The sequence below is a fragment of the Dyadobacter arcticus genome (assembly GCF_011762185.1).
GTDB classification, from domain to species: Bacteria; Bacteroidota; Bacteroidia; order Cytophagales; family Spirosomataceae; genus Dyadobacter; species Dyadobacter arcticus.
Window position 1 is genome coordinate 38,426 of the sequence record NZ_JAASQJ010000001.1, and the last position, 15,441, is coordinate 53,866.

The 15,441-nt window shown below is 43.2% G+C and carries 12 protein-coding genes and 1 tRNA gene; 9 read left to right on the top strand and 4 right to left on the bottom strand.

The window, feature by feature from the left end; translation table 11 throughout:
* The first annotated feature begins 3 nt into the window (after positions 1–3).
* The 6 genes from FHS68_RS00170 to FHS68_RS00195 all read left to right on the top strand — a co-directional run bounded on the left by FHS68_RS00170 (position 4) and on the right by FHS68_RS00195 (position 6,416).
* Positions 4–2,664 (top strand): tetratricopeptide repeat protein, encoded by a 2,661-nt coding sequence (locus tag FHS68_RS00170; protein ID WP_167265960.1) that lies wholly within the window; start codon positions 4–6, stop codon positions 2,662–2,664.
* 38 nt (positions 2,665–2,702) lie between these two features.
* Complete coding sequence (locus tag FHS68_RS00175; protein WP_167265963.1) at positions 2,703–3,155, top strand: hypothetical protein; 453 nt, start codon at positions 2,703–2,705, stop codon at positions 3,153–3,155.
* Between the two features lie 46 nt (positions 3,156–3,201).
* Positions 3,202–3,912, top strand: a complete 711-nt coding sequence (locus tag FHS68_RS00180; RefSeq protein ID WP_167265966.1) for an ABC transporter ATP-binding protein — start codon at positions 3,202–3,204, stop codon at positions 3,910–3,912.
* Between the two features lie 139 nt (positions 3,913–4,051).
* Positions 4,052–4,774 carry an RluA family pseudouridine synthase gene (locus FHS68_RS00185; RefSeq protein ID WP_167265969.1) on the top strand — a complete coding sequence of 241 codons (723 nt, stop codon included), beginning with the start codon at positions 4,052–4,054 and terminating at the stop codon, positions 4,772–4,774.
* Between the two features lie 75 nt (positions 4,775–4,849).
* On the top strand, positions 4,850–5,584 hold the full coding sequence (locus FHS68_RS00190) for a hypothetical protein (protein ID WP_208408118.1): 735 nt from the start codon (positions 4,850–4,852) through the stop codon (positions 5,582–5,584).
* A 58-nt stretch (positions 5,585–5,642) separates the two neighbouring features.
* Complete coding sequence (locus FHS68_RS00195; protein WP_167265972.1) at positions 5,643–6,416, top strand: hypothetical protein; 774 nt, start codon at positions 5,643–5,645, stop codon at positions 6,414–6,416.
* Positions 6,417–6,479: 63 nt separating this feature from the next.
* Here the strand turns inward: FHS68_RS00195 and FHS68_RS00200 are convergent, their stop codons facing one another.
* Both FHS68_RS00200 and msrA read right to left on the bottom strand, forming a co-directional pair.
* The gene (locus FHS68_RS00200; RefSeq protein ID WP_167265975.1) at positions 6,480–7,007 is read right to left on the bottom strand and encodes a hypothetical protein; all 528 of its coding nucleotides are present in this window, start codon (positions 7,005–7,007) and stop codon (positions 6,480–6,482) included.
* Between the two features lie 141 nt (positions 7,008–7,148).
* Positions 7,149–7,835, bottom strand: coding sequence for a peptide-methionine (S)-S-oxide reductase MsrA (gene msrA, locus FHS68_RS00205; RefSeq protein WP_167268629.1), 687 nt, complete (start codon positions 7,833–7,835; stop codon positions 7,149–7,151).
* Between the two features lie 70 nt (positions 7,836–7,905).
* Between msrA and FHS68_RS00210 the strand changes: the two genes are divergently transcribed.
* From FHS68_RS00210 to FHS68_RS00220, 3 genes are all read left to right on the top strand, one after another.
* Positions 7,906–8,490: a CopD family protein gene (locus tag FHS68_RS00210; RefSeq protein ID WP_229211722.1), complete on the top strand. Its 585-nt coding sequence runs from the start codon at positions 7,906–7,908 to the stop codon at positions 8,488–8,490.
* Between the two features lie 416 nt (positions 8,491–8,906).
* Positions 8,907–12,998 (top strand): M4 family metallopeptidase, encoded by a 4,092-nt coding sequence (locus tag FHS68_RS00215; RefSeq protein WP_167265978.1) that lies wholly within the window; start codon positions 8,907–8,909, stop codon positions 12,996–12,998.
* A 308-nt stretch (positions 12,999–13,306) separates the two neighbouring features.
* Positions 13,307–14,521, top strand: a complete 1,215-nt coding sequence (locus FHS68_RS00220) for an acyltransferase family protein (protein WP_167265981.1) — start codon at positions 13,307–13,309, stop codon at positions 14,519–14,521.
* Between the two features lie 67 nt (positions 14,522–14,588).
* Here the strand turns inward: FHS68_RS00220 and FHS68_RS00225 are convergent, their stop codons facing one another.
* Together FHS68_RS00225 and FHS68_RS00230 are read right to left on the bottom strand one after the other, a co-directional pair.
* On the bottom strand, positions 14,589–14,966 hold the full coding sequence (locus tag FHS68_RS00225) for a DUF805 domain-containing protein (protein WP_167265984.1): 378 nt from the start codon (positions 14,964–14,966) through the stop codon (positions 14,589–14,591).
* 351 nt (positions 14,967–15,317) lie between these two features.
* A tRNA-Leu gene (locus FHS68_RS00230) sits at positions 15,318–15,401 on the bottom strand.
* Positions 15,402–15,441 lie beyond the last annotated feature (40 nt).

Sequence of the window (15,441 nt, forward strand, 5' to 3'; positions counted from 1 at the left end):
ATTATGAAGGAATTTTTTTTCTGGAAAGTTTGGTCTTCTTCTGAGCGTAGATTTACGATTGTGGCGCTCTCAACCTTATTATTAGCTATTGTTTTTTTTGCTTTCAAAATCATAGCCCCTTTACAAAATGTAATTCGCTGGAATGTTGTCAGCGAGTTGTCTGAGATCAGCACTGTTGTAGATGTGCTGCAATTGGGGCAGTGTCAATATGGTGTTTCAATCCCTTCACATCTGGTTACGGAGAGCTTTATGGCATCCGTGATGGAGATAGATTTTACAACGATTCATATTTTCTGGATTTTTGCTTTGATTGGCCTTACCTTGATCTTGGCTGCATTGACAACAATGTCGCGCTTTTGGTATCTCGCCGGAATGGTTGCGTTTATCCTATTTCTCGCATTTTCGAGGCTTGAAACATTAAATGTGCTGGGAGAGAGTAACAGAACTTTGTTTTTGATCGCAGTGATTTTGTACGGCGCAGTCACTTACTATTTCCATGCATTCCGGCCGGATTTAGGAATTGCTTTTCGCATTGGCGGTATTGCGTTGGTTTCAATATTGTTAGTCATATTAATAGCATTGGCATCCAAGTCAGCTGTTCCTTCTTTGACTATCGCGGCCTATTCTTTTCCTCTTTGGCTATTCATCACGGTCATTTTCCTATTGGTCAGTTCAACGGAAATTATGGCCGGGCTGGTTTGGCTAAGTACCAGCGGGTCGGTTATTAAAGGAAGGTCAGGATTACTTAATTTCATTGTAATCAGCGTATTGTATTTGCTTTTGCTGCTATTAATGTACCTCAAAAACACCAGGACGATCGATTGGAACATGACATTGATAAGCCCGGTATATCTTGCTATGGGAGCAGCGATCCTGGGATTGTGGGGTTTCAGGCGGCGTGCGGATTCCACTGGAACGATCATTCCATTCCGAAGAACCGGTTTCTGGCTTTACATAGGAATGTTTATCATATCGATATCTTTTGCTGCATTGGTTGCGGGAACAGCCAATGACCCTGTTTTGGAAACATTGGAAGACGTTGTGGTACAAGGGCAACTCGCCATGGCGCTTTTATTTTTCTTTTATATCCTGGTCAATTTCTTTCCGCTTTTCCAGCAAAAACTGGCTGTATATAAGGTACTCTATAAACCAATGCGTTTTGGTTTGACGCAAACACGACTGTTCGGGTTTGCCGGCGTGGTCATTTTATTCTCCACTCAAAAACTCTTGCCGGTAAATCAGGCAATTGCGGGTTATTTCAACGGATTGGGTGATTTGCACACCACGACGCAGGAGTTTCCGCTGGCGGAACAATATTACAAACTCGCCTTGCAGCAGGAATTTCAAAACCATAAATCGAATTATGCACTGGCATCGCTGGCACTCCGGCAGGGTGATCGCAATGCCGCCGCCTATTATTTCAGACAATCATTGCTTAAAAACCCGTCGCCACAAGCTTACGCAGGGTTAAGTGGAATATTGATTCAGGAAAACCTGTTTTTTGATGCGGTTTATAGTTTGCAGGAAGGCATTCGCAAATTTCCTGAAAGTGGGGAATTGCTGAATAACCTCGGAATGCTTTATTCCAGAACCAATGTTGCAGATTCGGCTTATTACTATGTCGACAAAGCGGAAGGGAAGACAAAACGTCCGGAAATTCCTGCGACAAATTTGCTGTCCATTCTCGCTAAAAGCACGGATGCAGGGCTTTTGGATTCTCTTGCCTCGAAAAGCGAAAAAAAGAACTATCTCTCGTGGCAGGCCAATTGGCTCGCTGTACAGAATTTAAGGAAAAAGTTTACGGTAGAGTCATTTAGCAACGAGTCGGTTTCATCGGATTCGTTACTAAGTGTTTCCGGACTGGCTTACCTTTTAAATTATGCCACCAACCAGGCGAAACAGGATAGCACAACTGCAAAATTATTGCCAAAACTCGCGCTCAAAAATCCTATGTTAGCAAAGGATTTAACCTTCGCTGCCTTGTATCCTGAGTATTACAGCGGGGATAAATTGAAAGCAATTGAAACACTTTCAGCATGGGCGGGAGAGGAGGAGGAAAGCAATCTGTATCATAAAGTTCTGGGACATTGGCTAATGCAATTGGGATTGTACGATAAGGCAATTGAATCCTTATCGGTGGTAGAAGGGATTGAAGGGACTATCGGAATGGCGGTTGCCAATGCACTTTCAAATAAAAAGGAGATCGCCGTTATTTTGCTGGACAAAATTCAGGAAAAGGAGAAAAATGCTTCTGTTGAACACTTAAAGCAAACATTGTTTTCGGGTGTAAGGCCAATATCACCCGTAGATTCGCTTTTGCTAATCGCAAATGGATCTCCGTCAGATGCGAATTTTAATAAAGCAATTAATGCTAATCCCTTCAAAGCGAGCGTGGTTTATGCTGCATCGGAATATTGGAGGAAGAAAAAACAAACGGCAAAAGCGTATAGGATTGTTTTGAATGCGCTGAGATATAATGAATATGCACCCGAAATCTGGGAGCAATATGCATTTCTAAGCCTGGAACAAGGGTTAATCGGGCAGGGAAATGAGGGAGAGGCCAAAGTTCAGCAATACGCGGTGCCAGCCGATTATCAGCGATTTATAACTCGCTATCAGCCTATGCGGGCACTTATCGAAAAACAGCGGGCAGAATTTCAGTGATTTAATATTTTAGTTATTCTGATTACACTTCATCAACCATGTCTTTATCCTGGAAATCCAATTTTATCAGTACGGAATTTCGGATTTTCCGGGGTAAAGTCATTGCTGGAATATTGAGAACAAGCAGCTGGAAAAACGAAGGTTACGGTGAGTTAGATGGAAATCTTCTGCGTTTCAAGACAAAAGGGTTTTTGCAGAAGATCACTGAAATCAGGGATATAGAAGGGGAAAAAGTTCTCGGACAGATCCAGTTTCATTTTATGAGCAGCTCGGCTACTATTACATATGATCATATTGATTACAACTGGAAGTTTGCGTCGTGGAGCATGCGGAAATGGAATGTCAGCAATGGTAACGCCCACGCTGCTTTCAAAAAAACGGGTTTCTGGCAAAAAGAAGGAGAAATAGAAGACCAAGAAATTCCTCCAGCAGTTATCCTTGCATCCTTATACGCACACATTCATTTTCGAAAGGTGGCTGCTGCGGCATGACATCAGAATAACATATCAAAATTTACCCTACTGAAAATCGCAATCCATGAAAATTATAGATACTACTGAAATTTCGAAACGATATGTAATGGGTAGTGAGATTATCCAGGCATTGATGTCAGTTACCATATCGGTTGACAAAGGAGAATATGTTGCTTTTATGGGGCCGTCGGGTTCGGGTAAGTCTACATTGATGAATATCATTGGCTGCTTGGATACGCCTAGTACCGGCCGATACATTCTCAATAGCAAGGATGTGAGTGATATGACGGAAAGTGAGCTGGCCGAAATCAGGAATAAAGAAATTGGCTTCGTTTTTCAAACATTCAATCTTCTCCCACGAATGTCGTCTCTCGATAATGTGGCATTACCGCTTATTTATGCGGGTTTGAATAAATCCGACCGGACTGAAAAGGCAATGCTTTCCCTTAAAAATGTAGGTCTGGAAAATCGCGCGGGCCACAAACCCAATGAACTTTCAGGTGGGCAGCGTCAGCGCGTCGCTATTGCAAGAGCATTGGTCAATGATCCTAGTATCTTGCTTGCGGATGAACCTACCGGAAACTTGGATTCAAAAACGTCCTACGAAATCATGGATCTTTTTGACCAGCTTTATAGCAAAGGAAATACCATCGTAATGGTTACACACGAAGAGGATATCGCACATTACGCGCATCGCATCGTGCGTCTGCGCGATGGCCTGGTTGAGTCGGATACCATTAATCCTAATCCAAAGAAAGTGAGTGCGTTGGTGTAAATCGTGACAAACTTTCTGATTAAAATCAGGAATAGTTACCTTTGTAAAGAAGACTCTCAGTTATATATTAAAACAGAGTAGATCCGGATGAGTTACCGTTAAGTGGTAAATCATTCGGATTATTTTTATCAGCACAATTATGAAAATTAATTTCAAAGACCTCATTTTATTCGAGGATGAGGATTTCCTGATGGTCAATAAGCCGCCGCATCTGGCGACGCTCGACGAAAGGACTGCGGATAGGGGAGGAAGCGTGTTGAGGCTGGCAAAAGAGTATAATTCAGATCTTCAGGCTGCACATAGATTGGATAAAGAAACTTCGGGAGCATTGGCTTTTGCGAAAAATCCGGCCGCATATCGTCACTTAGCCATGCAATTCGAACATCGCGAAGTTACCAAACGCTATCACGCCGTTGCAAACGGCATTCACAATCTGGACAGTATCTCCGTTTATCTGCCTATTTTGGCTTTGAAGAATGGCACCGCAGTAAAAATCGATCGTGCAGAAGGTAAGATTGCCGAAACCATTTTTAATACGCTCCAAGTTTACCGTGGATACACACTGGTGGAATGTATACCCATTACCGGACGTATGCACCAGATCCGCATCCACCTCTCCTGCCTGAAAGCCCCCATTGTGTGCGACCCTCAGTATGGTGGAGAGCCCATATTCCTTTCAAACCTGAAACGCAAGTTTAATCTGAAAAAAGATACGGATGAACTGCCTCTTATTCAGCGGGTTGCGTTACATGCCCATTCATTATCATTCGCAGTTATGAATGGCGATCCGGTTCGTATAGACGCGCCGTATCCCAAAGATTTTGAGGTGCTTGTGAAGCAATTGAACAAATTTGGAAAGTAATAGCATAATTTTTTAGCAGAAGTCAGGAAACTTTGAGTAGGTTTAAAATCTATTTTCCACTCTAACTATCCTGTCATGCAATTACACACATTAAGAAGGTTGCTTTCTCTTTCCGTAGCTATTGTGGGTATTCTTCTTATGCAAATCACCTACGCGCAAACCGAGCGTAAAAACGATGTGATTGTTAAACGCGATAGCTCCCGCATTCAGGCACTGATTACTCAGATGACTTACGAAAAAATTAACTACCGGGATTTGGGAACGCCGGACAGTGTTAAAACCTATATTTATCTGGACAAAGTAGCGAGGGTTTTACTAAAAAACGGTAAAATTATCAATGTCCGGGATTCCATTCCTGCAATGAAGATGCCAACCGACAGCGTTGGACAATATGCTGATTTGAATAATTTGCCAAACAATGCTTTTGAAAAAAGTGTCGTCATGGCCAATTCGGACCAACTGCGGGATAAATACCAATATCATAAAGACAGATCCATTGATGGAAAAACCGGAGCGATCGTTTTTACCTCTGTTGCGGTCGTATCTCTTGTTGCGGGGATTATTATTTCATCGACTGGCGACAGTCCTGATAACAAAACAATCGGAAATTCACTTGCAATAGCAGGCCCGGCTGTGGGAATAATATTAGGTGCCGTAGGTTTTAAAAATTACAAAAAACACAGGAGCAGGGCGGAAAAAGTAAAGTCAGAATTAGAAAGAAGGAACCAGCCGCTTACCACTTTCCGACTTAGCCCAGGCTTCAATCCTTTAAATAAATCGGGCAACCTCACATTACGCATGTCGTTTTGATAAAGAAAAATTTATTCCTTCAGTGGGTGTATATTAACAATATCTAGATACCTATACAATGAAAGTAAATTTATTAAAGCTAAGAATTCAGCTTGTAGCCATGTTCTTCACGATTTTTTTTGGTCATTTTTCACTCGCGCAGACCTCCCGCAAGCCAGATGTAATTGTTATGAGAGACAATACAAAGCTGGAAGTTACTATTCAGGAAATGGATGACATTGTGGTGAAATACAGAAAGATAAGTGATCCGGAAGGCCCTGTTTTTAACATCCGTAAAACCGAAATTGCATCCATCCGTTATGGGAACGGAGAGGTCGAAACCTTTGACGCCGTGTTGGAAGTACCTAGTTATTATGCGCCATCACAATCGACAAATGGAGTTAAGCCAGTAAATGCCGCTCCAAAAACAGGAAATAAATTTCTGGACGAGATCCGTTCTTCCGCTCCCGACCATCTCAGGGCAACCTATAAATTTTATAAGGCAAAATCGAAAGGTGGAATGGTCATGGGTATTGCTGGTACCTCGGCAGGGGTTATCGTGGCAGGTATTGGAACTGGCATGGTAGCAAGTGCAACCGATGTAAATGGAAATTTCAATAGTTATCAAGATGAGCGCAAAGCCATTCGTGGGGCGTTGATGATGATTGGAGGATTTGCAGGAGCTGTAACTTTTGGAACGGTAGGATTTATAAAAGCCGGTAAAAATGGTTCGAAGGCCAGTAGAATTCGTAGGGAACTGTTACAGAGAAACGAGCCAATAACAATTCAATTTGGCCCGGGATTCAATCCTGCCAGCCGTGTGGGTTGCCTGACTGTACGTCTTGAATTTTGAGACTCATGCATAAAAAAGCGGCCTGAACTCATTTCCAGGCCGCTTTTTTTATGATAAAATATCTTAGAACTTAAATGCAATACCAGCTTTCAACGGAGAAGCATTGTATCCAACTTCTGCAAAAACGCCCATTGTTGGTTTGAAATAGTAACGTGCTCCTGCGAATGCACCGAAGAAAACGCCGCTTCCATATCCGTCATCGTAAATTCCATTGTAACCATCAGGATCGCTGAAAGATGAAACGCGATATCCAAGAGCGGGACCAGCGTAAAGATCCAGGTTATCCATTGTCAAAAAGTGCTTTCCATAATGGTAGGAACCTCTTGCAGCAATGGTTAAAAAGTTATATCTCCACTTATATCCAAAGTAACCATAATTCCAGGTAACAAAATCAGCCTGTGCACCAACGCTGATAAAGTCATGAACACCACCTTCGAACGAAGCGCCCACACCAACACCACCTCCGTAAGTACCGCCTAGATTGATACCCACATTCAATAATTTATCTCCTTTTTCAAATTGGGCAAAAGCCTTCTCAGATGTCACACTCAATACAGAGGCAACAAAAAACATAAATAGAATCTTTTTCATCGTAATAGATTTGTTATTGTTAAATAATAATGGCACAAATTAAAGCCTTTATTTCAATGCTTCAAAACTTGTGCCATTTATAGTTATTATCCGGGTACTCTTACTTTGTAAGTGGCCTTTTACCAGATTTCAGGCCGCAATTCAGATCTGTTTACGCAATTTTTCTTTGAAAACTTTTTTGAATTTGTCCAATTTCGGGGCAATTACGAATGCACAATATCCTTGATCCGGGTTGTTTGCGAAATAGTTCTGATGGTAATCTTCCGCAAGGTAAAATTTCGAGGCTTTTGTAATTTCGGTTACAATCGGCTTTCCATACGCACCAGATTTGTCCAGTTCCGATTTTGCCTGCTCCGCCAGGCTCTTTTGATCATCTGTGCGATAGTAAATCGCCGAACGATATTGCGTACCTACATCATTACCCTGACGGTTCAGCGATGTCGGGTCATGGCTGCGGAAAAATGCTTCCAGAAGATCAGCATAGGTTATCACCTTCGGGTCGTAAGTAACCTCCACACATTCAGCATGGCCGGTTGAGCCCGAACATACATCCTTATAATTAGGGTTTGGGTCATGTCCGCCGGAGTAGCCGGAAACTACTTTTTTAACGCCGTCCAATGATTCCATAACCGCTTCGGTACACCAGAAACATCCGGTTGCGAAAATCGCAGTTTCAGTACCCGCTGTGTTTACATTATTTTCATCCAATGCAGCTAATGCTGACTCTTTATCCATGTTTTTCTTTTGTTTTTTGTCCGATTGCGCGCAGGATATCACAACCATGCAGCACAGGAATAGAAACGTGAAAATCGGGATGGTCGTTCTCATCATATTGATATCGATTATTTTTCAAATTGGTAACGAATAGCTGAGAAAGAAAGTTTTATCAGCCGTATTCATGCAATATTTACGAAATTCGCGTGCGAAAAGATCTACCATGACCTACCTTCATTTCAAGGCCCTCCATATCATTTTTGTTGTCAGCTGGTTTGCAGGGCTGTTTTACATGCCAAGACTTTTTGTATATCATACGGAAGCAAATGATAAGTCGGCTCTTGAAAAAGAAATCCTTTTCGCGCAGTTTACCAAGATGGAAAAACTGCTTTGGAATGCAATCATGACGCCCGCCTGCTGGCTTGCGCTTTTGTGCGGAACAGCGATGCTGTACATTAATCCCGCCTTGCTGGATCAGGATTGGATGAAGCTAAAATTGCTTTTTGTACTCGGCTTGCTTGGTTACCATTCGTTTACCCGCAAAATTTTGCTCGAATTACGCGCCGGAAAATTCCGGTATACCTCATTTCAACTGAGGCTTTTCAATGAGATTGCGACCATATTTCTGTTCTCCATTGTATTTCTGGTGGTTTTGAAGAATACGGTTGATTGGCTCTGGGGAGTTTTAGGACTGACTACCTTTGCGATTCTGATCATGACCGCAGTAAGAATTGTAAGATCAATGCGCAAAAAAAATAAAAAGGATTAGCACAATTATAACCAGACAACCCCAACTGATTGGATTCGCTGCAAACAACTAGTTCTAATCGGCGTCATAACATTTTTACTTGTAATCCATTGTAAATCAATACTTACCAATATTTTTTGTACTCTGAAAATAGCGAACTGTAACTATCTAATAAAATTTAGTTCTACTTGTTTTTACTGTATTTAATACCGAAGTTTAGTTAACAGAGTGCACCTTTTCAAAGGGAGCTTTGTCAGCCATACTCTTCAATATTTAATATACCTCTCCAATCATTTTTTGTGTTAATCCGGCTCCGGGAATGGGGTCGAAAGAAATCCTATGTTTTAAGAATTGCAACGTCCTCTTTCATAAAAATACCCTATGTTCTTCATGAACTTAGCGATCCAATGTTTTTACAACCTAACTATTATTTTTTTATGATTAAAAACTCTACGAATTCGATCCGCCGGATCCGTTTTGCATGCTTATTTATTGCTTTGACGACCCAGGCGTCCTTTGGCCAGCTCATGAATGAACGGCAGAAAAAGATGCGCATTAACCTCGAGACTGATTTGAATGTGAAATCGTTTCAATTGAGCGAGCAGTTGAAAACCCCTTCCTTCATTACTTTCAAAAGCGAATCACCCTATAAAAAAGAAGGTGCAAAAGAGCTGATCAAACACTACTATACGCTTACTGACGGGGATGAACTGAAACTTCATGCCAATACCGACCTGCCCAACGGACTAACGGTGGAACGCTACAAGCAGTTTCACAAGGGAATTAAAGTGGAACACGGGGCATACATTGTGACTTCCCGTGATTCAAAGATTTTTTCCATTAATGCGGAGTCTTTTGACATTCCCGCGGATTTCTCGATCAAACCGACAATAACCTCAAATCAGGCAAAGGAAAGTGCTTTAAATTTTATAAACGCCAAAACTTACGCCTGGCAGTCGCTTGTAGAGGAAAAGAAGAAGGTGAAAGACAGACCGGCAGTGGTTCAAAATCTGGATAATTTAATCGCCGAATACACGCCGAAAGGGGAACTGGTTATTGCGAAGGCGCTTTACAAAGGAGGAGGCGCAAAGCTTGCGTACAAGTTTGATATTTATGCGAGTGAACCTTTGAGCCGGACATTGATTTATGTCGATGCCAAATCTGCGGAAATACTGCTGATCGATCCTGTGATCAAACATGCAAATGACAACAAAACTGCATCGGCAAATAACGATAAGGTTTTGGTTGCACCGCCTATTAAAGCACCGAAGTTGATTGTTCCGAAGACGCTCAAATTTCACTCACCATTCCGCACAGCATCCTCAGCGGGCACTGGTTTAACGAGATATGCGGGTACCCGGAACATTTTCACCACAAAAGTTACCGTTCCTATTGGTGGAACCCCAGACCCTAATAATCCGCTAGCCCTCCTGTCATTCAGCGGCGCGACGCCAAGAGTACCCATAATACCAGTCGTGGCCAGTCAGGACGTGTACATTCTGAAAGATGATACACGTGGAGGAGGAGTAGAAACGTATGATTTGAACGGGATAGGAGGTCTGCCGATTTCAGTGCCAGGTTTGCAATCAACCGGCCTGGCTTTTGTGGACAAGGATAACAATTGGAAAAATGAAAATCCGTTTCCGGCAACGAACGAGGATCTTTTGCGTGCCCCCGTACCACCTGCCGGTGCCGGTGTCGACGAAGCATTAAACGACGACATGGCTGTAGATGCGCATTGGGGTGCCGAAATGGTTTATGATTATTGGAAAGTCCGCCATGGAAGGCTTAGTTATGACAACAATAATGCTGCGATCAAAAGCTATGTACATTATGGAGTTGCTTATGACAATGCCTTCTGGAATGGCAGTGTGATGACTTATGGAGACGGCAGCGGAACGGCGGCCGGCGGCTTCAAACCATTGGTTTCGTTAGATGTTTGTGCGCACGAGATTGGTCATGGTGTTTGTACTTTCACCTCCGATTTGGTTTACCAGGGCGAATCAGGCGCGATGAATGAAGGGTTGAGTGATATCTGGGCAGCTGCAATCGAAAATTACGTAAAAGGTTTGAGCCTTTCAGGGCTTCCGGGTACTTACAACCCTTTTCAGATCGGGGAGCAGATCGCTCCCGACGGGGTCGGTTTGAGACGAATGGACAACCCGAAAGCTTATAGCAATCCGGATACCTATGGCGGCGATAACTGGGCAGATCCAAATTGTACACCAACATTGCTGAATGACCAATGCGGGGTACATAACAATAGTGGGGTACTCAATAAATGGTTCTACTTTCTTGTAAACGGTCCGAACAAGACGACTGGCACGGCACCAAATGCTTTTACGGATGACGGACAAAATGATTTAAGTGAAAATTACGGGACCTTGCCAGGATTTAACCCGCTTGGATTTGAAAAATCAGAAAAAATCACTTATCTGATGGAAATGATGCTTACGCCGAATGCAACATTTGCTGATGCACGTGTGGCGTCGATCAATGCGGCAGTTGCTCTGTACGGAGCCTGCTCTCAGGAGGAAATAACTGTGACGGATTCATGGTTTGCTGTCAATGTAGGCGATGCATTTGGAAGCTGTACTGCACCATTGCTATCGGCGAAAAGTACGGTAACCCAAGTAAGCGAATATGCGAACGGAGCTTGTGACCGGTTTAATGAATATCTGGTCACTACCAATCTTACTGCCGTTCAGGGAACTGCGGTTACAGTTAATTTCACAGGATCCGGATCTCTTTCAACGGCTGAATATCAGCTTATTCCTTCTTCGGTCACCTACAATGCGGGCGAAAAAGGGGTGAAAACAATCTTGGTAAGGATTTATGATGATGCTTCGGTCGAAGGAAATGAAACGCTGACGATCACAGCTCAAAGTACTTTCAGTTCATTTGAATCACAGCTGCCAATTACTATCATTGACGACGATACCAATCCGGTTTTTGGAACTTCTGTGCAATTGCTGAACGAAAATTTTGAAGGAGCCCTGGAAGCCGATATGCTTCCTGCGGGCTGGGATAAGATTGACAAAATATCGCCTTCTGAAGTAAGCTGGAAAGTGCTTCCTGCGCCAGCTGTGAGTATTTTGCAATGGACCACGAAAAGAGCTGTGATAGAAAATCCGCTTTTGCCAGGCCAGGCTACTTACAGTCCGATTGCGACGGCAGCGCAGACTATTTTACGTACAAAGCAGATTAATGCGCTGGGATTGAAGCAGATAAAAGTATCATTTACTTATAGCGCCGGCGGAGAGCCCGCATGTGATCCTGCTTGTGATTATGCCGAACTGGTGTATTCCTACGACGGGCAGAATTTTTCGACTTTTGCGCCTGATGTGCTGGCTCCTTTGTTTTTGCAGCCAACGGATCAGAATGTGACCGTTAACTTACCTGCGTCTTTAAATGGAAAACAATTCTATCTCGGATTTTTGTGGAATAACGATGAAAACGTTGGCCTGCTGGGCAGTGTTACCATCGACAATGTGGTTGTATCAGCATCCGGCAGAAGCATTGAAGGGGAGCTGAATGCTTCTGTCATCGAGAAGGTGCTACCTGCTACTGGCAAACCCGTTTATTTTTACAGCACCAGCGACGGCCAGCTGATCGCCAGCATTGATAACGCCAGTGCCGATCTGGGCTGTGTGACTGCAACCGTTACTCAGGCAGAAGGTATGGGAGGTATTAATTTTAAAGAAGGACATCGCTCCCAAAAGGTAATCCAGATTACACCTAGTTCGAATCCAACCGCAACTTACAGACTGTCACTTTATTACAAAACAGCCGAAGTATCGACGGGATATGGTGTAGGTCCTACTGCTCTTAAAGTTGCAAAGACCAATGCTACCAATGTGAACGAGCTCAGTTCGGAAAATGGAACCATAAAATCACCGGTTGTTGAAAACCACGCTCCCGATGGTTATTATAAATACTCTGTTGATTTCGCAGGCTTTTCCAAGTTTTTCCTTGCCGAGGGTGTTGAATCAGGCCTCCCGGTAACATTAGTATCTTTCAAAGTGGAAGAAAATGAAAACACGGCTTCGCTAAAATGGAAAACCAGCGCAGAGGAAAACAGCAGTCATTTCGGAATTGAGCGCTCGGCCGATGCGGTGCGTTTTACGGAGATAGGTGTGGTGAAGTCAATAGGTAATTCAGCTGGTGATCAGCAGTACAGCTTTGTAGACAAGTTGCCATTGGCCGGGCAAAACTATTACAGGCTTAAAATGACGGATGCGGACGGCACATTTGCTTATTCAAAAATTGAATCGGCAGACTTTAATTCTGATAGACAGTTTCAGATCTACCCCAACCCGGTAAGTGATAAACTGACCATCAGATTTGATGAAAAACGGAAGGTATCGATGCGTCTGGTGAATGCTGCCGGCCAGATCGTCAAGAAAAAAGCGTTGACCGGCGATTCATACAATTGGGATGTAAGTGACTTGTCAGAAGGCGTTTATCTGATCGAGATCGTTTCAGATAAGGGTTTGAAAGAAACTCGGAAAGTTGTAATTAAGAAATAGTATCCTATTATTGAAGGTTAAAAAAACCCCCGGGGCAATCTGATTGCCTGGGGGTTTTGATTTTGGATTACTCAGAATAACAGCATACTCACTTAGTTTACATTGCAACTGGCAATCTGCAAGTGGGAGGCTTCTGGAAGCATGCTTAGCTTCGTCGTTGAAGTCGAGTCTGTCATTACCCGGCAACATTATGTAACTTATTGTAAATTAGATTATTACGTAAATTTACGTAATGAGAAAGCGTAGAATTGCTCTAAGAATTGCCCTGTAAAGGAATGTAATTTGTAAAATCCAACAATCCTCAAAATATGAAAACGACCGGATACATTTCCAACCTCACTCCCTTGCGCGGAATCGCCGCAATGCTTACTGTAATTTTCCATGTTGATCTGATGCTTGGTTTAGGCGGCAATTCGCTGGTAAAGACCGCCGATTCGCTCTTCCTTTCGAGAATGTACCTGATGGTCGATTTCTTTTTTATTCTAAGCGGCTTTGTGATGTGCCACGTATATGGCAAGTGGTTCCGGGATTCGGTCAGTGCGTCGGAATTCAGGAGGTTTACCATTGCGCGGTTTGCCAGGATTTACCCCTTGCATTTGTTATCGCTGCTTTCCATGGTCGTAATTTTGACTGTGGCCGGATACGCAGGTGTTCCTAAACATTTCATTTTTGAGCCCAACAATAACGTTTGGTCGTTTATCAGCAATCTGTTGCTCATCCAGGCAATGAACGTGCACGACTGGTTTACCTGGACACATGCGGCCTGGTCAATTTCTGTGGAATGGTGGATGTATATGCTATTTCCGTTTCTGGTGAGGCCGTTTGTAAATATGGGCTGGGCAGGTCGTATTGCAGTTGTAGCGTTTTCATATGCAGGCTACTTACTGCTCACATTCGTGATTTTGAGAAACGCGCCAGCTCCGGCTGCACTGCCGTTTTTCACGGCCGATCCGCTGAACAATACCATCAATGCTTGTGTTCAATATAGTTTTTTGCGTTGCCTTAGCGGCTTTATGCTAGGTATGATCGCAAACCAGGTGTATAAAGAGGATTGGGGTAAGGGATTGTTGGCCAATGGATATGTGTTCCTGGCATTAACAGCAGGAATGCTGGTTTGCATGCATTTCGCAACATATGACTTCATTACTGTTAGCTTTTTACCATTTATGCTGTTATCGGCGGCTTATGGCAGTCCAAAAATGAATTCTTTTTTTGGCACAAAAGCGTTACAGCGTCTGGGAGACCTTTCTTTTTCAATTTATTTAATGCACCAGCCGCTTATGCTGATCATTATCAAAGCTTACTCTTACTATCAAAACAAAACCGAAGGAATCTACGGCCCACCGCCCGTTCCAAGCATATTACCGGCCTGGATAATTTGCATCGCCTTTATTTTGCTAACTCTTATCGTTTGTTCCGTGACTTATCGTTTTGTAGAAGTCCCCGCCAGAAATTACCTGAATCACAAGTTTGGGGGAAGGAAGAAAGAATATGAGGCTGCGGTTGCGGGGAGTGTTGGTTAGACCTCAGGTTTTTATATATCAAGTCCCTACTCATCCATGTTGGATAGGTAGGGATTTGACTTTTTATTCAGGATATGCTGGCAACCGTTTTTGGGTCTGCTCCATATTGATTAGGGCCCACATTTCCTTCCTGCGCCATGAGTACGATCAGCCAGATCGCTCCTAAAATTGGTATCAAAGCAAGGAACATCATAAAGCCGCTCTTGTTGATGTCATGAAGCCTTCTTACTGCAACTGCCAAACCGGGAATGAATACCGCCAAGATGTACAGACCATAAATGGGGCCATACCCTATGCCATCCATTGTGATTCCAAACATATTGTCAAGAAAAATGGCAGCAACCGCGAAAATCAGATTGAACAATACAAACATCCAATACTCCTGCCTCCTTGCTCTTCCATTGAAGACGGCATATTGCCTGATTACTTTTAGATACCAATCCATAGTTAGTTGCTCAAAATGAGAGGGAAAAATGAAAATGATTAGTTAGGATAGCCATTGCCAGGCGATCAGAATCGAATGCTACGCAAGATCGTATTATTTGAAAGTTTTTGGCGCTAAGTTTCTACTATTTAAGTTAGGAGGGTTCAGGTTATATTGAGCCAAAAGTCCGAAAAGTTTTTCACAAGCTTTCCGGGAAGGATTATAGCTTGGTTTCAGCTGCCGTCATCTCATTATCTGAAAATCCTTATCAATTGGGTGCCAAAAACTCACGCGGTATCACCAACTTTTCCGGATTCGGATTTTGTCCCGCAAATCAAAAACGCCGTTCCTGATAGCAGGAACAGCGTCTTGTGCCGAAGGCGGGACTCGAACCCGCATGGGGCAACCCCCACACGCCTCTGAAACGTGCGTGTCTACCAGTTTCACCACTTCGGCATATGAAATTGGGTTGGCAAAAATAGGAATTTTTTCCAAA